The 21,108-nt window shown below is 35.5% G+C and carries 22 protein-coding genes; 11 read left to right on the forward strand and 11 right to left on the reverse strand.

Annotated features, from left to right (window positions below):
- Positions 1-53: 53 nt before the first annotated feature.
- Entirely contained in the window at positions 54-935 is an 882-nt protein-coding gene (locus BMX24_RS11100; protein ID WP_089792518.1) for a DUF808 family protein, read from the reverse strand.
- A gap of 301 nt (positions 936-1,236) precedes the next feature.
- Here BMX24_RS11100 and BMX24_RS11105 point away from each other — a divergent pair, with 301 nt between their 5' ends.
- Positions 1,237-2,109, forward strand: coding sequence for an alpha/beta hydrolase (locus BMX24_RS11105; RefSeq protein ID WP_089792520.1), 873 nt, complete (start codon positions 1,237-1,239; stop codon positions 2,107-2,109).
- A gap of 223 nt (positions 2,110-2,332) precedes the next feature.
- Here the strand turns inward: BMX24_RS11105 and BMX24_RS11110 are convergent, their stop codons facing one another.
- The gene (locus BMX24_RS11110; RefSeq protein WP_089792522.1) at positions 2,333-3,043 is read right to left on the reverse strand and encodes a DedA family protein; all 711 of its coding nucleotides are present in this window, start codon (positions 3,041-3,043) and stop codon (positions 2,333-2,335) included.
- Positions 3,044-3,128: 85 nt separating this feature from the next.
- Positions 3,129-4,241, reverse strand: coding sequence for a peptide chain release factor 2 (prfB, locus tag BMX24_RS11115; RefSeq protein WP_089792524.1), 1,113 nt, complete (start codon positions 4,239-4,241; stop codon positions 3,129-3,131).
- 105 nt (positions 4,242-4,346) lie between these two features.
- On the opposite strand from prfB, the gene BMX24_RS11120 reads away from it, so the two are divergent.
- Positions 4,347-4,628 carry a hypothetical protein gene (locus BMX24_RS11120; RefSeq protein WP_089792526.1) on the forward strand — a complete coding sequence of 94 codons (282 nt, stop codon included), beginning with the start codon at positions 4,347-4,349 and terminating at the stop codon, positions 4,626-4,628.
- A 2-nt stretch (positions 4,629-4,630) separates the two neighbouring features.
- On the opposite strand, the gene BMX24_RS11125 is transcribed toward BMX24_RS11120, so the two are convergent.
- The 3 genes from BMX24_RS11125 to BMX24_RS11135 form a co-directional block, all read right to left on the reverse strand.
- Positions 4,631-4,936 carry a hypothetical protein gene (locus BMX24_RS11125; protein ID WP_089792529.1) on the reverse strand — a complete coding sequence of 102 codons (306 nt, stop codon included), beginning with the start codon at positions 4,934-4,936 and terminating at the stop codon, positions 4,631-4,633.
- 3 nt (positions 4,937-4,939) lie between these two features.
- Positions 4,940-6,049, reverse strand: a complete 1,110-nt coding sequence (locus BMX24_RS11130; RefSeq protein WP_089792895.1) for an NAD(P)/FAD-dependent oxidoreductase — start codon at positions 6,047-6,049, stop codon at positions 4,940-4,942.
- A 118-nt stretch (positions 6,050-6,167) separates the two neighbouring features.
- Positions 6,168-7,523 (reverse strand): ATP-binding protein, encoded by a 1,356-nt coding sequence (locus tag BMX24_RS11135; RefSeq protein WP_089792531.1) that lies wholly within the window; start codon positions 7,521-7,523, stop codon positions 6,168-6,170.
- 117 nt (positions 7,524-7,640) lie between these two features.
- Here BMX24_RS11135 and BMX24_RS11140 point away from each other — a divergent pair, with 117 nt between their 5' ends.
- The 4 genes from BMX24_RS11140 (at position 7,641) to BMX24_RS11155 (ending at position 10,808) form a co-directional block, all read left to right on the forward strand.
- On the forward strand, positions 7,641-8,543 hold the full coding sequence (locus tag BMX24_RS11140) for an ABC transporter ATP-binding protein (protein WP_089792533.1): 903 nt from the start codon (positions 7,641-7,643) through the stop codon (positions 8,541-8,543).
- Positions 8,544-8,545: 2 nt separating this feature from the next.
- Positions 8,546-9,391: an ABC transporter permease gene (locus tag BMX24_RS11145; RefSeq protein ID WP_089792535.1), complete on the forward strand. Its 846-nt coding sequence runs from the start codon at positions 8,546-8,548 to the stop codon at positions 9,389-9,391.
- 101 nt (positions 9,392-9,492) lie between these two features.
- A complete protein-coding gene (locus tag BMX24_RS11150) occupies positions 9,493-10,134 on the forward strand; it encodes a hypothetical protein (protein WP_089792537.1) in 642 nt (213 codons plus the stop codon).
- Complete coding sequence (locus BMX24_RS11155; protein ID WP_089792538.1) at positions 10,131-10,808, forward strand: hypothetical protein; 678 nt, start codon at positions 10,131-10,133, stop codon at positions 10,806-10,808. Before BMX24_RS11150 ends, BMX24_RS11155 begins: the two co-directional genes overlap by 4 nt.
- Positions 10,809-10,924: 116 nt before the next feature.
- On the opposite strand, the gene msrB is transcribed toward BMX24_RS11155, so the two are convergent.
- From msrB to BMX24_RS11175, 4 genes are all read right to left on the reverse strand, one after another.
- Positions 10,925-12,037, reverse strand: coding sequence for a peptide-methionine (R)-S-oxide reductase MsrB (gene msrB, locus BMX24_RS11160; protein WP_089792898.1), 1,113 nt, complete (start codon positions 12,035-12,037; stop codon positions 10,925-10,927).
- Between the two features lie 10 nt (positions 12,038-12,047).
- Entirely contained in the window at positions 12,048-12,500 is a 453-nt protein-coding gene (locus tag BMX24_RS11165; RefSeq protein WP_228404788.1) for a DUF417 family protein, read from the reverse strand.
- 80 nt (positions 12,501-12,580) lie between these two features.
- Positions 12,581-12,853 carry a hypothetical protein gene (locus BMX24_RS11170; protein ID WP_089792540.1) on the reverse strand — a complete coding sequence of 91 codons (273 nt, stop codon included), beginning with the start codon at positions 12,851-12,853 and terminating at the stop codon, positions 12,581-12,583.
- Positions 12,854-12,864: 11 nt separating this feature from the next.
- Complete coding sequence (locus tag BMX24_RS11175; protein WP_089792542.1) at positions 12,865-13,419, reverse strand: RNA polymerase sigma factor; 555 nt, start codon at positions 13,417-13,419, stop codon at positions 12,865-12,867.
- A 72-nt stretch (positions 13,420-13,491) separates the two neighbouring features.
- Between BMX24_RS11175 and BMX24_RS11180 the strand changes: the two genes are divergently transcribed.
- Both BMX24_RS11180 and alaS read left to right on the forward strand, forming a co-directional pair.
- On the forward strand, positions 13,492-13,761 hold the full coding sequence (locus BMX24_RS11180) for a hypothetical protein (protein ID WP_089792544.1): 270 nt from the start codon (positions 13,492-13,494) through the stop codon (positions 13,759-13,761).
- 102 nt (positions 13,762-13,863) lie between these two features.
- On the forward strand, positions 13,864-16,467 hold the full coding sequence (gene alaS / locus BMX24_RS11185; RefSeq protein WP_089792546.1) for an alanine--tRNA ligase: 2,604 nt from the start codon (positions 13,864-13,866) through the stop codon (positions 16,465-16,467).
- Between the two features lie 51 nt (positions 16,468-16,518).
- On the opposite strand, the gene BMX24_RS11190 is transcribed toward alaS, so the two are convergent.
- The gene (locus tag BMX24_RS11190; protein ID WP_089792548.1) at positions 16,519-16,941 is read right to left on the reverse strand and encodes a hypothetical protein; all 423 of its coding nucleotides are present in this window, start codon (positions 16,939-16,941) and stop codon (positions 16,519-16,521) included.
- A gap of 118 nt (positions 16,942-17,059) precedes the next feature.
- On the opposite strand from BMX24_RS11190, the gene BMX24_RS11195 reads away from it, so the two are divergent.
- The 3 genes from BMX24_RS11195 (at position 17,060) to BMX24_RS11205 (ending at position 21,054) form a co-directional block, all read left to right on the forward strand.
- Positions 17,060-19,264 (forward strand): hypothetical protein, encoded by a 2,205-nt coding sequence (locus BMX24_RS11195; RefSeq protein WP_089792549.1) that lies wholly within the window; start codon positions 17,060-17,062, stop codon positions 19,262-19,264.
- A gap of 72 nt (positions 19,265-19,336) precedes the next feature.
- Positions 19,337-19,573, forward strand: a complete 237-nt coding sequence (locus BMX24_RS11200; RefSeq protein WP_089792551.1) for a hypothetical protein — start codon at positions 19,337-19,339, stop codon at positions 19,571-19,573.
- 11 nt (positions 19,574-19,584) lie between these two features.
- Entirely contained in the window at positions 19,585-21,054 is a 1,470-nt protein-coding gene (locus BMX24_RS11205; protein WP_089792553.1) for a M20/M25/M40 family metallo-hydrolase, read from the forward strand.
- Positions 21,055-21,108: the final 54 nt, after the last annotated feature.

Below are 21,108 nucleotides of genomic sequence, written 5' to 3' on the forward strand. Positions count from 1 at the left end.
TACGGATATTGAGTGTATTCATAAGCTTTATATATTTTAAATTTTAAGCTAAATTATTTACGTGGTCTTAAAGAATAAATCTTTTTTCCGATCGTGAAAAGCGCCACAGCAGCCAGTCCTCCTACCAGTCCTAATGTAAATTCCTTAAGAATTGATGGCCATGTCGGGAATAACTCGTGCAGATAATGGATATTGTGGGCAAAAATTCCTCCTGAAACCAGCACCAGTGCGATTGTTCCTACAACTCCTAGTAATTTGATGATTATCGGAAGAGCTTTTACCAAAAAATGTCCCAGCTTTCCAAAAAATCCTTTATCGTTGCTTTTTTTGATTAATTTAAACCCTGCATCATCCATTCTTACGATCAATGCAACGATTCCGTAAACGCCTACTGTCGCTATAAACGAAACAAAAGTCACGGTAAGGATTTGCGTCAGTAAAGGATGATTTTCCTGGATAACCGTTCCTAAAGCGATGATCACAATCTCAATAGAAAGAATAAAATCCGTAGTAATGGCTGATTTTATTTTAGATTTTTCAGATTCTTCGGAATCTTCTTCCACTGTAATTTCCTCTACCACTTCATATCCTTTTTTGGGACGGTGAAACAAAAACTCGATAATTTTTTCAACCCCTTCAAAGGCAAGGTAAAGTCCACCCAAAATAAGGATAACTTCTATGGCAGGCTTGTAGAGCCAATTCAACAGAAATGCAATAGGAAGAATAATCAGTTTATTAATAAACGAACCTTTGGTGATCGCCCACAAAACCGGTATCTCCCTTGAAGAAAGGAAGCCCGTTGCTTTTTCTGCATTTACCGCAAGGTCATCCCCAAGAATTCCCGCTGTTTTCTGAGTTGCCAGCTTACTTGTAACCGCCACATCATCCATCAGAGCTGCGATATCATCCAAAATTGCAAAAAAACCAGATGCCATAGTATTTTAATGTTTTTTTAATATCTGTTAAGTTCAGCAAAAATAATGTTTTAATTTCTTTTTTAAGAATCTACGGAACTTATTTGAACTTTTTTATTTACCACAAACGATTAACACATTAGTCATTTAAGTTCATTACAAACTGCAAATAAGAACACATAGGTTTAAAAATCTTTGATTTTTATTATTTTACAAACTGTTCCATTTTTCTTCTGGTTAAATTTTCTAATTAGGTTTCAGGAATGGCAAAAATCATCTTTATAAATGTAATTATCAGCATATTTTTCTGTACATTTATTCTATGAAAAAGCTGATTCTTAAATACCATTTCTTTGTTTTGGGGTTGATTGGCTTTATACTAAATTCCTGCAACACAAAATTCAGAGTTTGGGTAGGAACGAATGACGAACAGAAAATCTACAATCTAAAATACGGAGAACACAAAAAGCAGAAAATGGATGTTTTCCTGCCGTCTCATTATCCTGAAAATTCTCCGGTTGTTCTGATTGTTCACGGTGGTGCCTGGAAATACGGTCGAAAAGAGCATATGATACAAATTCAGAAAATGCTTTTTAAGAACAATATTCCGAGTATCAATATGAATTACAGACCGGTATCAGCATCAAAGAAGATCACTTACCGGGAACAGCTGGAGGACATTCATGCGGTGATTGAAAAGTTTAATTCTTTGGCTCAGAAAGCAGAACTTCAGCCCAACAATTATATTCTATTGGGTGAAAGTGCAGGCGGACATCTGGCTTTATTATATGGATATCAAAACCCGGATCAGATTAAAAAAATTATCTCATTGAGCGGTCCGACCGATTTTTATTCACCGGAATACTTACATTCGTTTTATTCAAAATATTCTTCCCCGACGGTTCAGAAAATGGTGGGTGAGAAATTCCAACGCAAAAATTTGTCAGAAGCATTCAAAAAAGCAAGTCCTATTGCCAATATTTCCAATGTTCCGACTTTATTGTTTCAGGGAAATCAGGATTTTTTGGTGAATCAGAAACAAGGCTTGGCTTTAGATTCTTCTTTAACGGCGAATAATGTTCCGCATAAATTGGTTTTCATGAAAAACTCCGGTCATGCACCAAGATTTTTTAGTAAAATGAAAAGAGACAGTATTATTTATCCTAATATTTTGGAATGGATTAAAAATGAGTGATGGGTAATTGGTGATAATTTCTAAGTTAAGCTGCTTCGACGGAGCTCAGCATGACAATGCTGCTAGTACTAACTGTTTTTATTCAACTGTAAATTTGTAGCGATGTCATGCTGAGCTCCGTCGAAGCAGCTACAATAAGAATTTAAATATCAAAATAAATCCTAATTAATAACAAAAAAACCTCCGAAAATCGAAGGTTCATTTATATTATTTAAATTAATTCTTATTTTTCTTCATCTTCATCAAAATTATGATTTTCATACTTCGAGAAATCTTGTTTTTTCCCGAATAAAAATTTGAAAATCACTGGCAAAGTTGTTACCAATACGATAACGATGATGATTAATTCTAATTTTTTCTTTAAATCTATTCCAAACTGTTCGATGAATAATTTATCCAGATAATGTCCTGAAAAGATTAATATAAACGACCAAAGAACAGCCCCGATCACATTATCTCTAAGAAAATCTTTTTTATCCATTTTTACGATTCCTGCAACGATGGGTGTAAAAGTTCTTACAACCGGTAAAAATCTTGCCATAATGATCGCCAAAGCCCCATTTTTTTCGAAGAAATCATGAGCCTGATACAAATATTTTTTCTTGAAAAGCATCGTGTCCTGCTTTTTGTATAAAGCTGAACCCGTTTTTCTTCCAAAATAATATCCAACCTCGTTTCCGATAATCGCTGCCAATGCTACAGAAGAAGCCAAAATGAAAGTATCTAAAAAATCGCTCCCTGTGGAGCCAAAAGTCTCTTTGATAATGTCGACAGCATAAATTCCCGAAACGAAAAGCAGTGAATCCCCCGGTAGAAAAAATCCTACAAAAAGACCTGTTTCAGCAAAAATAATAAACAAAATCAACCAGAACCCTCCTAATTTTATATAAAACTCAGGATTCAATAAATCTTTCCAACTGTTATAATCTTCCATACATATTCATGAACAACAAAAATAAGCTTAATAAACGTCAAACGGAAATTAATTATAAGATTTTAACTAAATTTAAAAGTGATTTTTACAAGTCCATATCATCATCCGAAACGGCCGTTCCATCCGCCATCAGGAATGCTTTCAGGAATGGTGTGATATTTCCGTTCATTACAGAATCCACATCCGAAGTCTCGTATCCCGAGCGAACATCTTTCACCAATTTGTAAGGATGCATCACGTAATTTCTGATCTGGCTTCCCCACTCTATTTTCATTTTGTTGGCTTCGATCTCATTACGGGCTTTCATACGTTCTTCCAACTCCATTTCATATAATCTCGAACGAAGCAACTGCATCGCTTTTTCCTTATTCTGAAGCTGTGATCTTGATTCTGAGTTTTCGATGATAATTCCTGTCGGTGCGTGGCGAAGACGAACGGCAGTTTCAACCTTGTTAACGTTCTGACCACCCGCTCCGGAAGATCTCATCGTTTCAAATGAAATATCGGCAGGATTGATATTAATCTCAATCGTATCGTCTACCAAAGGATACACATACACCGAAACAAAGCTCGTATGGCGTTTCGCATTAGAGTCAAAAGGAGAAATTCTTACCAATCTGTGAACTCCGTTTTCACCTCTCAGGTATCCGAAAGCAAATTCGCCGTCGATTTCCAAAGTCACGGTTTTCACTCCGGCTACATCTCCTTCCTGGAAGTTCAGTTCACGGATTTTATAGCCTTGCTTTTCCGCCCACATGGTATACATTCTCATCAGCATGGAAGCCCAGTCGCAGCTTTCCGTTCCACCGGCTCCGGCAGTGATCTGAAGTACAGCAGAAAGCTCGTCACCCTCATTGGAAAGCATATTTTTAAACTCAAGGTCTTCGATTTTCTCGACTAACTGAGGAAAAGTTTCGTCCAGTTCTTTTTCAGAATCCGGATCTTCTTTGGCAAAATCTGCCAAGACCTGTAAATCTTCAAACTGCGTGTTGATTTCTTCATAATCTTCTACCCACTTTTTCTTGGAACGCAACTGTTTTAGAAACGTTTCGGCTTCTTTTGGATTGTCCCAAAATTCAGGAGCAGCGGTTTTTTCATCATCATTGGCAATTTCTATCTTCTTTTTTTCGATCTGAAGATATTTATGCAGGTCATCAATTCTGGATTGAATTTCTTTTATCTGGTCGTTGTTGATCACGAATGTTTATTTTTTTGCAAAAATAAGGATAAAATTATGAGTAATGAATAATGTGCAATGAGTAATATTTTTCAAGTATATTTACTTTTATAATTTTTTGATCGAATGGACATTAATGAGATAAATGTTTTGCTGAATAAAAGAAATGGAAATTTTGCACAATTGAAAAAAATCATTGTATCAATGAATTTAATTCCAGCTCTTTCTAAAGATCAATTTGATTTATTAGCTGAAAAAATATTGAAACAATTGGAAAATAATTCAGATTATGATAAAGTAAAACAAATCGTTGAAAATGAATTAACTGTTACGTATGGACTTTGTCGTCAAGAATTTGATTCAGGGAAAATCACTGATGCGTTTTTTGATTGGTGGGCTAAAAATTGAATTTAAAAATGTGCTTTTAATAAAAAGGTTATTGTAACTAATAAACAATGAATCAGAATAATATATGGCAGCACTGTTTTTGCACCAAATTTATCCATAAAGAAACCATAAATGGCGAATTGAAGTAATCCTATCGTAAAAAACAATGATGAAATTTTCTCCGGAACTACAATTCCGAAAGTAAAAAAAGGAAAAATAGTCATCATTGGAAGATAGCTTCCATGACCTCCACCAGCAAAAAATATTACAAATACTAAAATTGGAATTGTTAATATCGCAAAAAGGTTTGTGTACTTTTTATTTTTCATTTTTTAAATCATTTCAGCAACAATTTCCCCAATTTTCGGAGCCAGCGCCACTCCCATTCCTGAAAGTCGAACGGCACAGAATTGTCTCCCGGAAACCTGTTTTACAATTGGTGTTTTTTCTGAACCCATCGCCATAATTCCTGACCATCGAAGGGAAATTCCGACATTTTGGCCGGGCAAAATTACTTCTTTTAAAAAGTTTTCCAAATGGTTTTGCAGAAATTCTGTGGTCTCAAAATTGGTCGTTTCTTCTGTTTTAAAATCCTGATTTCTTCCGCCACCCAGCAAAATCCTGTTTCCAAGATTTCTGAAATAATAGAATCCTTCATCATAATGGAAAGTTCCCTTCAACTTTAAATTTTCAATAGGTTCGGTTAAAATTATCTGTCCGCGAGCCGGAATTATTTCTTCTTTATTTAAAAATTTTGAAGCAAAAGCATTGGTACAATGAATAATCTGATTTGATTTAATAGAAAGATTTTCAGACAATTGAACTTCAACCTCACTAAAATTCTCAACGATATTTTCAACTTCTGTTCCGAAAAGGAATTCTATTTTTAATTCATAACATTTCTCCAACAGTTTCTGCATCAGTTTCCCGGAATGCAGGCTTCCTTCACAAGGGTTTTCAATAAGAAATTGTGATTTTCCGAGTCCGAATTCTTTAATTTTATTTTGATTTAAAAAATAGGTTTTTTCAATTCCCGTGATCGATTTCAGCTTTTCATTTACCTCATCAATTCTTTGTAAAGGCTCATCATTATTGAGAATTTCAAATCCTCCGTTCAATTCAAAATCGATTTCATTATTTTTAAAATAGCTTTGAATTTTCTGAAGGCCTTCAAACCTTATCTTTACGAGTTCCAGCGTTTTTTCCCAACCCATTTTCTCAGAATCGGCAATGACTTCCGTAAGGCTTCCGAAACAGGCAAAACCTGCATTTCTTGTTGAAGCACCCAACGAAATGGCATTCCGTTCTATCACTAAAACCGATTTTTCAGGATATTTTTCTTTAATGGAAATGGCACTCCAAAGTCCTGTAAATCCGGCTCCGATAATGATAATATCCCGGTTTCTGTAAAATGTTTCAAGCTCCCAAACGCTGCTATTCATGAGTGTTTTTTGTGAATGGTGAATGGTGAATCCGCTTCGCTTGTAAATTTTTAATCTTATCAATAAATTCACAATTAACTTGCAAAACAAAATTCACAAGCGAAGCGAATTCACCCAATTATCCCTGACTATCCTCTTCCCCGTTGTGATGAAAACCAATGGCTCTTCTGGGTTCTTCCACCACTTTGTAAGCATCAAGCTCGGTTTTCAAACTTTGAATTCTGTACTGAAACTGGTCGAAATTATTGATAATAACGTCCTCCAAAAATCTCGCAATCTGATCCAGATATTCTTCGGTAAGCTTTCCTGCAGAATCCCTTAAAGCTGCATTAAGAATGGTCTGATCGATTTTCAGGTTTTCATTTCTGGTTCTCTGGTACAGATTTTTTATTCTCTTTTTTAAGCTTTGGGTAAAATCAATCAGCATCGTATTGCTGAACGTTTTCATCTGGGACGAAACACCGTGCCAGAAAGGAATTTTATCGGCTTTGTTATGTTTTAAAATTTTAAATAAAAGAGAATCTTCATCAAGATCTTTGGTCATCGCATAGAGAATGATTTCGGATCTTTCTGCCAGATTTGGTGGGAAAACAGGGATCATTACATCAAACCTTCCCGGAGCGAGAATTTCTTCATCAATTTCCGAAACAGTATTGGCGGAACCAACCATTAACAACTTTTCCTGCTCAAATTTTCCGATATAATGAAGGATGACCTCTTGGGTTTCCAGATTGCAGGAAGCGATATCTTTTTCGGCTTTTCTGGCCATCATGATTTCGTCGAAATCTTCCAAGAACATCAATACTTTGTCCTCTTTCATGATGGTTGACAGAAAATCATTAAAATCTGTTTTGTTGCCGTCTACAAAAGATGTTCCGAGATAGTGTTTTTTAACTTCTTTGAATTTGTATCCGATAATTTCCGCGATTTTATTCGCCCAGAATATTTTGCCGCTTCCCGGAGGTCCGTACAAAATAATTCCTGCCGGTTTGTTGATTCCCCAGTCTTTAATCTGCTGCGGATTTAAAAAAGGTTCCAAAATATTCGAAATATAAAAGAATAAATCCCTATATCCGATAAAATCTCTATGCTGAAGGCTGGTTTTGTGCCCAAAATAATCATAGACAAACTGATAGTTTCCGCCTAGTTTATTATCAATTCCATAGCTGGAAATCGATGATTTGAAAAACCCGTTATCAAAAATATTCGGATTGCTTTCCTTGATGGCTTTTTCCACCTTTTCTTTAGGCTGATTAATAGTTTCGGCGATCTGTTCCAGTGTTTTGGTTTTCTCAAGATCCTTTTCGTATGATCTTAGAAATTCTATATTTTCGCGGGCAAATTTTTCAAAATCTTTTTTTACTTCAAAGTTTGTACTGATGCAAACTCCCAGCTCAAGATCAAAATCCTGAATAAATTGTTTGATAGCTTCTACAGAAACATTAAGTTCTTTTGCTAATTCAATTAACTTCATAACGGTCGATTAATTCTACCAAATTTAATGTATTTAAGATTAAATGTAAATTGATTTATGATAATTCTTGTAACAATTTATCATTTACATAGACTACTACTATGTAAAACAAATTACATGGAAAAAATTTTGTCAGTAAAGAATTTGACTAAAAAATTCAAGAGAGTCGTAGTCAATAATATTTCATTTGACGTAGAAAAAGGGAATGTTTACGGGCTTTTGGGACCTAACGGCAGCGGAAAATCTACTACTTTCGGAATGCTCCTTTCTACCATAAACCCTACTCATGGCGAGTGGTACTGGTTTGGAAAAAGAGGAACCGATCCCGATACACTGAAAAAAATCGGCGCGATCATCGAACAGCCCAATTTCTACCCTTATTTAAGTGCAGAAACCAACTTGAAGATTGTTGCTGAAATAAAAGGAACACCTCAACAAAGAATTGATGAAGTTTTGCAGACCGTTGGTCTTTTGGAAAGAAAAAAAGATCCTTTCAGAACCTATTCACTGGGGATGAAACAACGTCTTGCCATCGCTTCCGCCATGTTGAATAACCCGGAAGTTCTGATCCTTGATGAACCTACCAACGGGCTTGATCCTGAAGGAATTATCCAGATCAGGGACATCATTAACAGTATTGCAAAACAAGGCATTACGATCATCATTGCCAGTCACCTTCTGGATGAAATTGAAAAAATATGCAGCCATGTTATTGTTTTAAAAGAAGGAAACTCAATTTATTGCGGAAGAGTGGACGAAATGACCGCCAACAACGGTTATTTTGAATTAAAAGCAGACAACAACACCCAACTTTTGAACGCTTTGAACGAACTTCAATGGTTTACATCAGTTCATCAGGATGGAGAAATTCTGAAAGCCCAGATCCGCGATGATGCATCAATTTCTGCGTCAGCTTTGAATCAGAAACTTGTGGAAAAAGGTATTTTTCTTTCTCATCTTACCAAGAAAAAACTGTCTCTTGAATCTCAATTCCTTGAACTTGTAAAAAACACGAACTAATCATGATAAAACTATTAAAACTAGAATATTATAAAAACTTGAATTACAAACCATTCAAGATTTTCACGGCACTTTATTTTGCGATTCTTATTGCTTTGCTTTTCATTGGATTGGTAGATTTAAATCTTTTTGGAAATCCAATTAATTTAAAAGAGCAGGGAATTTACAATTTCCCGGAAATCTGGAATTTTACGACATGGATTGTTGCTTTATTGAAAATTTTCTTAGGATTAATCATCGTTTTCTCGATTTCGCAGGAATTCAGCAACCGAATGTTTAAGCAAAATACCATTGATGGATTAAGCAGAAAGGAATTCATTAGTTCAAAACTATTAACAATAACAATTTTTACCATAATTTCGACTGTCGTTGTCTTTGCCATTACCATGTTTTTGGGATACCAATACTCGACAACCACCGAGTCTGAAATGGTTTTCAAGGAAATTTTCTTTATTGGAAATTATTTTGTGAAGCTCTTTACATTCTTTTGTTTCCTGATGTTCCTGTCTATTTTATTGAGAAAATCGGTTTTCGTATTTCTTGCCTTTTTCGTTCTCTGGATTGGTGAAGGTGTTCTGACAGTCATTGAAAAATTCACAAAAGTACAAGGATTACAAGGGCCACAAAGAGAACATGTACTGCAAAACGACTTTTTTCTGACACATCTTTTACCTTTGGAAAGTATGTCGAATCTGATTCCCAACCCGATGATGAGATTGAATCTCGCAAAAATGATGGGCTTAAAATACGAATTTCACTACCCTACGGAAAGCATGATCGCCTGTCTTGTTTGGTGTGTGATTTTTATTTTGGGATCTTACTGGATTTTGAGAAAAAGAGATTGGTAGATTTTAATTAACATATTTAAAATATAAAAGTGATTCATTTTGAGTCACTTTTTTTATTTTTTGGCTTAAAATTTTCATTCAGTTTCGACAAAATAATAGCTATGAAGAAAATTTTCTATGTCCCGGGATTGATCAGTGCATTGCTGCTTCCGATTTTGTTTTGGTATTATGGAAATCAGAGAGTTCATCCACAATATACTGTGATGGATTTGGGACTTCCTGCAAAACATCAATACAATGATAATTTTGATAATACATTTGAGCCTTATAGAAATTGGAATTATAAGAAAATTATTGTAAAGCCCAATACAGCTTTAAAAAATCAACCATATTATGTTTCGGAATTAAAAAAACTTCAGGCAAGAAATGAAAAAGAAACAGGAATTGAGTTTGTGATTGGTGATAAAAACAATTATCAGGATTTTATTGCATTAATTGATGCCATGAAGTTGGCAAAACAGGAAGCTTATGGTGTTGATGTAGGAAAAACCGATCATTTTTTTGCGGTTCATTTTTATAAAGATCCGAATGAAACTAAAAGAGAACACAACTCTATTTGCGGAGGTGTTGTAGGAGGTGAATATTATGAAGAAAAGCCCGTTTTGAATTTAGTCAGACCTGAAACTCTTATTGATCATGTTCCCAAACAAACTTATTACATCATCTTTGGATTTTTATTGTTTTTAAATATTTCGATGTTCAGTATTAAAGAAAATCTTCAACTAAAAAGAACACTTGTATGAAAAAAATATATTACTTCCCGGGATTGATCAGTGCCTTACTGGTTCCTGTTTTGTTTTGGTATTATATCAATCCTCATGTGGATAAAACCGTGTATAATGTAATAGATTTTGCGCTTCCCATAAAATTGGCAAAAGATAAAAGTAATTTTGACTCTACTCTTGAACCTCTCAGAAAATGGAGTTTAAAAAAGATAAAAGTCGATTCCGGGAAAGCAAAAGAAAATTCGAAATTATATGTTTCAGAAATTCAACAGCTTCAACAAAATAATGAAAAAAATACGGCAATTGAGTTTATTTTAAATGAACAAAATACCTATGGAGATTTTGTATCTCTATTAAACGATATGGCCATTGCAAAACATGAAAGCTATGCTTTGGATATGGATAAAACAGGGAATTTTCTGGTTCCGGTAATCCATAAAAGCCAAAAAATTGAGGAAGAAGAATTTGAATGTCTTCTATGTGACGATGTTATTAGAGATTATGAAGATCCGTCTATAACAGATGCAATTTTAGATTTTATTAAGAGACAATTTTACAGTATTTTTTTTGAAGATATTTCCAAACTTCCGAAAGGAGCTTATTACATCATCTTTGGATTTTTATTGTTTTTAAATATTTCAATGCTAAGCATCAAAGAAAGATTTCAGCTACAAAGGGTACTTTTTAAGTAGATTCTTCACTGCGCTCCACTTCGTTCCGCTCCGTTCTGAATGACAGAGCGTCGGCTTTTAAATTTAAAACAAAAAAAGACTGCCTTTCGACAGTCCTTCAATCACCTTACTTACATTTATTTCTTATCTTTTTCAAGTAAAGAAATGTATTCTCCATATCCTTTTTCTTTCATTTCCGCTTTCGGGATAAACTTCAGAGAAGCACTGTTGATACAGTAGCGAAGTCCGCCTTTGTCCGCCGGTCCATCATTGAAAACGTGTCCCAAATGCGCATCTCCGGTTTTACTTCTCACCTCTACTCTGGTCATTCCGTGGGTGCGGTCTAGCTTTTCGTCAATCAATTTTTTAGTAATCGGTTTTGAAAAACTTGGCCATCCACAACCGGACTCAAATTTATCAGTTGAAACAAATAATGGCTCTCCCGTTGTAATATCCACATAAATTCCTTCACGGGTTTCATCCCAATATTCGTTTTGGAAAGGTCTTTCCGTACCGTTTTCCTGAGTTACGTTATATTGTTCGGCAGTCAGTTTTTTCTTTAAAACTTCCTTATCCTGTTTTTGATATTTCACGTCTTTGGATTCCTTTTTTGGAAGCGGGTTTGCATTTCTTGCCATTTCAAACAATCCCGGTTCGATGTGGCAATAGCCTCCCGGATTTTTATCCAAATAATCCTGATGATAATCTTCCGCTCTGTAGAAATTTTTCAACGGAATTGTTTCTACCACTACCGGTTTGCTATAGTTTTTAGCTAATTTTTCAACTTCTGCTTTTACAATTGCTTCCGTTTCTTTGTCGGTTGAATAAATTCCCGTTCTGTACTGGTTTCCTCTATCATTCCCCTGTTTGTCGATGCTTGTCGGGTCAATTGTTTTAAAATACAGATCAATTAACAGCTTCAGATCAACCTGTTCAGGATCATATTTTACCTTTACGGTTTCCGCAAAGCCTGTTGTATGGCTTACAACCTGCTCATAGGTAGGGTTTTCGGTATTTCCGTTGGCGTATCCAACTTCTGTTCCTACGACTCCGCGCACCTGTTGAAAAAAGTGTTCCGTACCCCAAAAACATCCCCCTGCAAAATAGATTTCTTTTACATTTTTAGTATCCATATTAGTCTCATTTTCTTTTTTTATTCCGGTGGATTTTTTCTTTAAAGAATCTCCACAACTTGTTGCAAATACTGCTATACCCAGAACGACTCCGAGTAATATTAATATGCTTTTCATATTTATCTTTTTATTCATTTTTTCCATTTAAAATCATTAATCCAAACCCTAAAAACAGTACATCTTTTACAATGAAAAAGTCTGTTACAGGAATTCCATCCACCACTTTCCAAATATTTGGAGTTGTAAACAAATAGCTTAAAGTGATAAGGAAAGTGAAAATCATTCCGATTCCGGCGTACTTTCTCAGTGATGCAAATTTCACACTAAACAGTAATAGTAAAGCAATGATAATTTCTATCACTCCGATAGCATTTGACACAGCCTGAACACTTACAAAATTATATACGAAAAATGTCAGGAAATGGTTTTCTATTAAAGGTTTTATCGCACTGGCCTCAGTGGGCGTGAATTTGAAAATTCCGATCCAGAGTAGAATAAGCGCTGCCCCGAATAACGAAATATAATAACCGAGCCTGTATGTCGGGCTTCGTTGATTGATCATTGGTGTAGTTCCGTTCATATTGTTAAGATTTTGAATTAATACTTTATTATTTTCAAAAGTATAGTCGGAACAATTTCAAAATCCTGACACCTTTTTTTCTAAATATCTAAATTTTTAAATACTTTTTCTTTAAATCCCTGAATTTCAGAATCATTAATTTTAATTTCCTTCTCCTGAGAAAGTTTTCTTTTTAAAATATCGTCTAAAATTTCCAGTTTTTCTTTATACGCTCTGCACCACTTGCAGATTTTCAGATGCAGATTGAGCTTCCAGTTCTCTTTTGGAGAAATGTCGTCTGCATTGCGTTTTTCCATGAGTAAAGTCGCTTCACTGCATGGTAAAAATATAATATGTATTAGTTTTTTTAGCATTTTTTCAGTCCTTATGATTTTGCAAACCAATTAAATTCCAGACACTCCCTCAACTGCATTCGGCTTCGCTGTAAAATCTTCCAAAGATTAGTCGTAGAAATATTCAATTCCTGACTCACTTCCGGTGCTTTTTTTTCTTCAAGATAATACATTTTCATCGGAATCTTCCATCTGGAGGGCAAATCTTCGATACAATCCTCTAGTGTTTTATTAAAATCTTTGTCATCGAGAAGCTCGGTTTCTTTGTTGGAAGCATCCCAATCATTCAGGACATCATCATTTTTCCAGGAACCGTTTTCATCAAAAAAATGGTCTAGTTTTATTTGTGGTTCTGCTTTATATTTTTTGCGATAAAAATCGGCAACTTTTCTGTTTAAAATAGTCATCAGCCAAGTCAGCGGCTGGCTTTTCCCTTCAAAAGAGTCATACGACGAAAAAGCCGAAATAAAAACTTCCTGAACTACATCTTCCGCCTCTACTTTATCCGACAACAGGTAAACCGCTCTTCTCAACAATGCCCCCGAGTATTGGTCTATCCAATTTTTGAGTGTTTCGTTTTTTGTCATAGCAAAGCTTTATCTTTTCAGATAGTAACGAAGATAATAAGTTAAAGGGAAAGTGCAAAAAAAATATGCAGTATGAAAATTCCCCTCCTCTGGAGGGGGGCGAAAATTCAAAGAACTTTTGACGGGGTGGTTTTCAACAGTATCCTTCTCCTAGCCCTGATTGAAGTGAAAATCCCGCAATGGAGCGGCGGAACGAAGTGGAGCCGCGTAATGAGGAATTGCAACGGAAAGCAGGAAATAGCTCCTAAAAAAGAAAAGAAGTTGGAAAGCCGGATAATGGAAGTTTATCTTATTCAGAATAATAGATTTCTCCTTCGTCGAAAAGACAATGTTGAAGCTTAACATTACTAACAGCTTAAAGAATAAAACTATTTTTACATTGCTTTAAAAACCTTAAATTTGCATCTTATCAAAAATTTGTAAAAAGCAAAGCAATATATCATTATGACATCACAAGAGATTCGTCAAAAATTTTTAGATTATTTTAAAAGTAAAGACCACCTTATCGTTCCTTCAGCTCCAATTGTGCTGAAAGACGATCCTACTCTAATGTTTTCCAACTCAGGGATGACGCAGTTCAAAGATTTTTTCTTAGGCTACAAAACGCCTACCGCTCCAAGAATTGCCGATACACAGAAGTGTCTGAGAGTTTCAGGAAAGCATAATGACTTGGATGATGTGGGTAGAGATACCTATCACCACACCATGTTTGAGATGTTGGGAAACTGGTCTTTTGGTGATTATTTCAAAAAAGATGCTATTGCTTTTGCCTGGGAATTGTTGACGGAAGTCTATGGCATTCCGAAAGAGAACCTGTATGTAACAATATTTGAAGGAGATGCTTCCGAAAACCTGGAAAGAGACCAGGATGCTTATGATTACTGGAAAGCTGTAATTTCTGAAGACAGAATCATCAACGGAAACAAAAAAGATAACTTCTGGGAAATGGGTGCAAGCGGACCTTGCGGACCTTGTTCTGAAATACACGTAGATTTGAGAACTCCAGAAGAAAAGGCTAAAGTTTCAGGACTTGAATTGGTGAATAACGACCATCCTCAGGTTGTAGAAATCTGGAATCTCGTTTTCATGCAGTACAACCGTAAAGCAGACGGAAGTCTGGAAAATCTTCCTGCAAAACATATCGACACAGGAATGGGCTTCGAACGTCTTTGTATGGCACTGCAAGGGAAATCTTCGAATTATGATACCGATGTTTTCACTCCTTTAATTGCTAAAGTTGAAGAACTTTCCGGTAAAAAATATACAGGAATTTTAGAAGACGAAAAAGACATTGCGATCCGTGTTGTGGTAGACCACATCAGAGCGGTTTCTTTTGCGATTGCAGACGGACAATTGCCTTCAAACGGAGGAGCAGGCTATGTAATCAGAAGGATTTTAAGAAGGGGAATTTCTTATTCTTACAGATTTCTGGGCATGAAAGAACCTTTCCTTTATAAATTGGTTGCTGTTTTACAAGAACAAATGGGTAAATTTTTCCCTGAGCTTGAAAAACAAGGAACTTTGGTAACTGAAGTGATCAAAAGTGAAGAAGAATCTTTCTTGAGAACCATTGAAACAGGATTAATCAGAGTTGAAAAACTAATTCAGCAGACGATTGCCAACAATGCTAAAGTCTTACCAACTGAGGAAGTTTTTGAATTGTATGACACTTACGGTTTTCCGGATGATTTAACGAGAATTATTGCTGAAGAAAAAGGGTTAACGATTGACGAAAAAGGATTTGAGCAAGCTTTAAATGAACAAAAACAACGTTCAAAAGCAGATTCTGCCCAGAAAGTTTACGACTGGGTAACATTAGAAGAAAGGGAAGAAAATTTCGTTGGGTACGACCAGATCGAAGCGGAAACATATATTACGAGATACAGAAAAGTAGAAAATAAAGACGGAGAATTTTATCAGGTTGTATTGAGCAACTCCCCTTTCTACCCTGAAGGTGGTGGACAGGTTGGTGATAAAGGTGTCCTGGAAAATGCTACCGAAAGTTTCGAAGTATTGGAAACGAAAAAGGAAAACGGATTAATTATTTCTTTAATCAACGGTCTTCCGAAAGATGCAGGTGCAGTTTTTTATGCTAAAGTAAATGCCACCGACAGAAAGAATTCTCAGGCCAACCACTCGGTAACGCACTTGTTACACGAAGCTTTGAGAGATGTTCTGGGAACTCACGTAGAGCAGAAAGGTTCTTACGTTGGTCCGGATTATCTGCGTTTCGACTTTTCTCATTTCAACAAAATGACAGAGGAAGAACTGGCTTTGGTTGAAGAAAAAGTGAATGCAAAAATCAAAGAAAGTATTGCATTGCAGGAATTCAGAAATATCCCGATTAAGGAGGCCTTGGACAGAGGTGCAATGGCTTTGTTCGGGGAAAAATATGGTGACAGTGTGAGAATGATCCAGTTTGGAAGTTCAAAAGAACTTTGCGGGGGAACTCACGTGAAAAACACCATCGAGATCGGTCATTTTAAAATTGTTTCCGAGAGTTCTGCAGCAGCAGGAATCAGAAGAATTGAAGCTATTTCAGGAGATAAATCTGAGGAATATTTCAAAAATTTAGAAAAACAAATTGCGGAACTTTCTCAATTATTAAAATCTAAAGATGTCGTACGTTCTATCGAAAAATTGATCGAAGAAAATGCTTCATTAAAATCAGAAGTTGACGCTTTGAAAAAAGAAAAAGCAAAAGGAGAAATCGGAGACTGGAAAAATGCTTACGAACAAAAGGGAGACAAGCAGCTTTTAGTAAAGAAAACGTCTCTTGATGCAGGTTCCGTAAAGGACATTGTATTCCAGCTGAAGAGAGAAATCCCAACTTCGGTAACGGTAATTCTTTCCGATGCAGACGGAAAACCGATGATTACAGTTGGTGTTTCAGACGATTTGGCGGCTAATTATCAAGCCGGAGCGATCGTGAAAGATTTAGCTAAAGAAATTCAAGGTGGCGGCGGTGGAAATCCGGGGTTCGCAACAGCCGGAGGAAAAAATATTGACGGTTTGGAAAATGCTTACCAAAAAGCTTTAAATCTTTAATCAACATTAAAATATATATAGAAAGCGCCCGAAAATTTCGGGCGCTTTTTTTTAGTTGTTTGTAGTAATATCGACTGTATAATTCATTTTCTGAAGTTTTGCCTGTATCCTTTGGATATCATTTTCAAGACTTTGAATTTTTTTGTTGCTTTTATCAAGGTCTCTGTTGGCAGATTCCGTTCTCTTCAAAGCTCTTACCGCATCTTTGGCCTGATCTACCGATGAATTAGGTGTCGCAGAATTAAGAGTGACATCAGTATCATTGGATTTGTTGTTCAGATTATTTGTTCTTTGAAGAATCTGTGCATTCTTAAGTTTTTCTTTCTCAAGACTGATTTGTTTTGTTTTCAATTGAGTTTGAAGCTCAAGAACCGCCTTTTGCTGATCCATAGATTTTAAACTTTGGGCATTCATGTTCAAAGAAAAGAACAATAAGATCAAACCGAATAATCCGGTTAAATAATTTTTTTCCATGTTTTTAATGTTTTAAAAATTTTTTTCAAGATAATCTCTATTAAAAATCATGCCAATATCAATTAAGTTCATTTTTCGGTAAGAATAAATATTACTAATTTTGACCTAGATTTTTCACATGAAAAGGGTCTTACTATTTATTTTTTGCTGGATATATGCTTTTGGTTTTTCACAATCAAAAATTACGTCTATTGAAACTGTCGTAATTCAAGACAAAAGCGATCCAAGAGCCCTGGAAATCCTGAAAAAAGTAAATCAGCTATTCCAGGAAAACTCTCCCAAAAGCCTGGATTCCTACTCATATAAATCTTATGAAAAGGTTTCTTTGGACATCGATGAAGACAGTATTTCTCATTTCAATCAAATTTTTGAAAGCAATGATTTTTTCAAGAAAAAAAGAAAAAAAGATTCATTAAATAATATTTCAGCCCGAAAAATATTCTCAAAAAGCAAATTATTCCTGTGGGAAAGAGCTCAGGAGTTTTTATATTCAAAACAATTGGGTGAAAAAATCAATATTCTGGACAACAGAATTTCAGGTCTTAAACAGCCAATCTACGAAATGATCGCCCTACAGCAAAGCAACAGAGACAAACTTCCCGCTCAGCTGAAACAGGAAAACAGAGGCCTTTACAGATTTTTTCTTACCGATACCATTGAAATGGACGGAAGAAAAAATTTCGTCATTCGTTTCAGAGAGGTTAATTATAAAAAGCTCGACAAAAAAAGAAAATACAACGGTGCCATCTATATCGACACGGAAACTTACGGGATCAAAAAAATAGAAAATTTCAGCAAAAATAAAAACGACGGAATTATCACCAGCACATGGATTTTCTTTAATAATAAATGGTTCCTGGCCCATGAAACCGTGAAACTGAAGATGAGCAACATGGCGATGGAGGAAGAAAATAAAGAGCATCCCGAAGAAAAACATGAGAAAAAAGATAAAAGAAGTTTTGGCACTTATGCTTTTCTCACTTCAAAATATTTTGATTTTAAATCACCCATTCAAATCGATAAAAATGATTTCAAGGGCTATACTTTTTCGGTAAAAAATACGGACGGGAAAACCTTAAACCAATACAGAACAGATCCTCTAACAGACAGAGAAAGAAATACATACACCACCATAGACAGTCTTGGAAAAATTTATAATATTGACACCAAAGCACGTGTCCTGACCGGTTTGTTAAACGGACAAATAAGAGTGGGCGTTGTAGATTTTGCCGTGGATGAAATTGCAAATTATAACTCCTATGAAGGCTTCAGAGTTGGTTTAAAGGCTAAAATTAATGAAACTTTCAACCCGTATTTTTCACCGGATTATTATTTTGCTTACGGTTTTAAAGACGACAAGCTCAAATACGGAATCGGGGTTGATATGAAGACCACTCTTGATAAAAACTCATTTTTTAGGGTTGAATACAATGACGATGTAACGGCTTCCGGAGAGTTTTACAGAAGGCTCTGGAACTTTAAAATGAGAATGGCCAACTATGGAAATAATTTGAATAACGACCGATATTACCATTACAAAAGTGCATCCTTATCTTACTTAAATGACGTAACGAACGGGCTTACGCTAGTTTTTGCTGCCAGAAGGAATTTTGAGGAAGCCATGTTTGATTATTCATTCAGAAATCGAGGTGCGGGTTTCGATAATTTCAGTACTTTATTTACGTTAAAATTTTCTCCGAATTCAACCAATATCATGACTCCGCAAGGGAAATCCCTGATCGACCAGAAATATCCCGAATTGTATTTTAATTATGAACAGAGCTATAAAATTTTGGGTGGAGATTTTAATTATACCCGATTTGATGCGCTTTTCGTCCATAATTTCAAAACCATGCTCGGAACTACCGGATTCAGATTATACGGAGGAATGGTTTTCGGAAACGCCCCGATCTGGAAAAACTTCACCATGAATGGTTTGGCGTCGCCAAGAAGAGATTTTAACTTCAACCTTACTTCATTCTTAGGATTTGCTACGCTGGAAGGAGGAAAATATTATAACGACAAGTTCATTGCGTATTATTTTACCCACAAAATTCCTTGGTATTTTAAGAGTGTCGGACAGAATATTTCGAGTTTTGATTTTGTTTTAAGAGGAACCATCGGGAATATGGATCATCCGGAATATCACCAGTTCAAATTCCGACCATTAAATCACCTTTATCAGGAAGTTGGTCTGGAATGGAATAATTTCCTGTCAACTTATTTTAATTTAGGATTATTTTATAGGGTTGGATATTATACGACTACAAATTTTAAACAAAATTTTGCGGTTCAGTTTAAATTAAAACTATTAGAATTTTAAAATAATTTTTTAATTCAAATCTTCCAGAAGATGATTAAACCATTAATAATCAATAATTAGTAATAAAAATAAATGCAAAAAATACAGATAAAAGCAGAACAATTCTTCGATTTATTAAAGCTAAAAGACACTTCCATGTGGGAAATTTTCGCCCAAATGGTAGACAGCAATGAAAAAGAAATCATCTTTCTTGATAATGAAGACAAGATTCTGTTCAACTATATTTTGCCTTCAAACCTGGAAAAGCTGGAAGAAGACAGAAAAGAGTTTTCAAAACAGTTTTCAGAAAAATTGACTAACTTCAATTAATAAAAAACACGATGAAAAAGAATTATATCCTATCTATTTTAAGCCTGTTGATTTTCGGTTGGGGAAGTGCACAAAACTATAAAAAGCCCCTGGTTTCAGCCATCAAAGAAGCAGATCTTCGAAAAGATATGTATGAGCTTGCTGCAGATCAGTTTCTTGGCCGTGAAGCAGGAACTTTGGATGAATTAAAAGTTTCTATGTGGCTTGCCGACAAAGCCAAAGAAGCCGGAATGCAGCCTGCCGGAGACAACGGAACTTTTTTCCAGTTCTTCGATATGTACAGGCATCAGGTGATTCCGCAAAGCACCTTGAAAATTGGTAATAATCAATTAAAATTATGGAAAGATTTTTTGGTTGCAGAACCTGTAAATGCCAATATCGATGGTGAAATTGTATACGCCGGAAATGCTGAGCCCGAAGATCTTTCATCATTAAATATTAAAGGAAAAATCCTTGCTGTAAACGCTTCCAATAAAAATATCGATCAGCAGATGACTCTTTTTGTAAGGAGATATCCTGGATTTGTAAGAACAAAATATTACAATAAAGCGTACGAATTAGGCGCTAAAGGAATTATTTTCATCACAGACGATATTTCCGAAAAAAGCTGGGTGGAAATTCTTCCCCAAATGACAAGAGGAGCTTATGGCGTTGAAGGCTTAAGGGAAAAAGTAACGAATAATATTCCTGTCTTGTGGATAAAAAGAGAAAATGCAAATTGGGTAAAAAACAATCCTAAAATTTCATTAAATCTCATCACGGAAACTTATAAATATCCGTCTGTAAATATCATCGGAAAAATTGAAGGAACAGATCCTGTTTTAAAGAACGAATACGTACTCATCAGTGGTCACCAGGATCACGACGGAATCAGACATCCTGTAAAAAATGATACAATCTACAATGGCGCCGACGACAATGCAAGTACCTGTGTTGCGATGCTGGCAATGGCAAGAGCCTACAAAAAACAGCCCGGAAAAAGAAGTATTTTATTTGTATTTCATGGTGCGGAAGAAAGAGGATTGTTGGGTTCGAGATGGCACGCCGCACATCCCGTTGTTCCCAAAGAGAAAATCGTTGCCGTTCTGAATGGTGATATGATCGGGAGAAATGACAATAATGAAGCCGCTCTATTAGGAGGAAATGCTCCCCACAAAAACTCAGAAGAATTGGTGAAAATGGCGGAAGAAGCTAATAATGAAAGTACAAAATTCAAGTATCTGAAAGATTGGGATTCTCCAAGCCACGCCGAATATTTTTATTTCAGAAGCGATCATCTTCCTTATGCAAAAGCTGGAATTCCGGCTATATTTTTCACGAGTGTTTTGCATAATCAGTACCACACTCCGCAAGATGAATCGGAAAATATCAATTACAAAAAGCTCTATAAAATGACAGAATGGATGTACAGAACTTCATGGAAAGTAGCCAATGAAAATGAACGTCCGAAAGTGATTTCTAATTTTACGCTGGAAAGGTAGTTTGTGTTGAAAGTATTCAGTTTCGGCGGCTTCGCCGCCGAAACTGAATACTCC

It is taken from the genome of Chryseobacterium wanjuense, from assembly GCF_900111495.1.
GTDB lineage: Bacteria > Bacteroidota > Bacteroidia > Flavobacteriales > Weeksellaceae > Chryseobacterium > Chryseobacterium wanjuense.

Excerpts from the sequence above, each read along its gene's own strand:
- BMX24_RS11180 (WP_089792544.1), top strand. The coding sequence starts at position 13,492 with ATGAAAATTCCCCTCCTCTGGAGGGGGGCGAAAATTCAAAGAACTTTT.
- BMX24_RS11110 (WP_089792522.1), bottom strand. The coding sequence starts at position 3,043 with ATGGAAGATTATAACAGTTGGAAAGATTTATTGAATCCTGAGTTTTAT.
- BMX24_RS11140 (WP_089792533.1), top strand. The coding sequence starts at position 7,641 with ATGGAAAAAATTTTGTCAGTAAAGAATTTGACTAAAAAATTCAAGAGA.
- BMX24_RS11165 (WP_228404788.1), bottom strand. The coding sequence starts at position 12,500 with ATGAACGGAACTACACCAATGATCAATCAACGAAGCCCGACATACAGG.
- BMX24_RS11135 (WP_089792531.1), bottom strand. The coding sequence starts at position 7,523 with ATGAAGTTAATTGAATTAGCAAAAGAACTTAATGTTTCTGTAGAAGCT.
- alaS (WP_089792546.1), top strand. The coding sequence starts at position 13,864 with ATGACATCACAAGAGATTCGTCAAAAATTTTTAGATTATTTTAAAAGT.
- BMX24_RS11130 (WP_089792895.1), bottom strand. The coding sequence starts at position 6,049 with ATGAATAGCAGCGTTTGGGAGCTTGAAACATTTTACAGAAACCGGGAT.
- BMX24_RS11145 (WP_089792535.1), top strand. The coding sequence starts at position 8,546 with ATGATAAAACTATTAAAACTAGAATATTATAAAAACTTGAATTACAAA.
- BMX24_RS11150 (WP_089792537.1), top strand. The coding sequence starts at position 9,493 with ATGAAGAAAATTTTCTATGTCCCGGGATTGATCAGTGCATTGCTGCTT.
- BMX24_RS11155 (WP_089792538.1), top strand. The coding sequence starts at position 10,131 with ATGAAAAAAATATATTACTTCCCGGGATTGATCAGTGCCTTACTGGTT.
- BMX24_RS11205 (WP_089792553.1), top strand. The coding sequence starts at position 19,585 with ATGAAAAAGAATTATATCCTATCTATTTTAAGCCTGTTGATTTTCGGT.
- BMX24_RS11105 (WP_089792520.1), top strand. The coding sequence starts at position 1,237 with ATGAAAAAGCTGATTCTTAAATACCATTTCTTTGTTTTGGGGTTGATT.
- BMX24_RS11120 (WP_089792526.1), top strand. The coding sequence starts at position 4,347 with ATGGACATTAATGAGATAAATGTTTTGCTGAATAAAAGAAATGGAAAT.
- BMX24_RS11195 (WP_089792549.1), top strand. The coding sequence starts at position 17,060 with ATGAAAAGGGTCTTACTATTTATTTTTTGCTGGATATATGCTTTTGGT.
- BMX24_RS11100 (WP_089792518.1), bottom strand. The coding sequence starts at position 935 with ATGGCATCTGGTTTTTTTGCAATTTTGGATGATATCGCAGCTCTGATG.
- BMX24_RS11190 (WP_089792548.1), bottom strand. The coding sequence starts at position 16,941 with ATGGAAAAAAATTATTTAACCGGATTATTCGGTTTGATCTTATTGTTC.
- BMX24_RS11200 (WP_089792551.1), top strand. The coding sequence starts at position 19,337 with ATGCAAAAAATACAGATAAAAGCAGAACAATTCTTCGATTTATTAAAG.
- BMX24_RS11125 (WP_089792529.1), bottom strand. The coding sequence starts at position 4,936 with ATGAAAAATAAAAAGTACACAAACCTTTTTGCGATATTAACAATTCCA.
- msrB (WP_089792898.1), bottom strand. The coding sequence starts at position 12,037 with ATGAAAAGCATATTAATATTACTCGGAGTCGTTCTGGGTATAGCAGTA.
- BMX24_RS11170 (WP_089792540.1), bottom strand. The coding sequence starts at position 12,853 with ATGCTAAAAAAACTAATACATATTATATTTTTACCATGCAGTGAAGCG.
- BMX24_RS11175 (WP_089792542.1), bottom strand. The coding sequence starts at position 13,419 with ATGACAAAAAACGAAACACTCAAAAATTGGATAGACCAATACTCGGGG.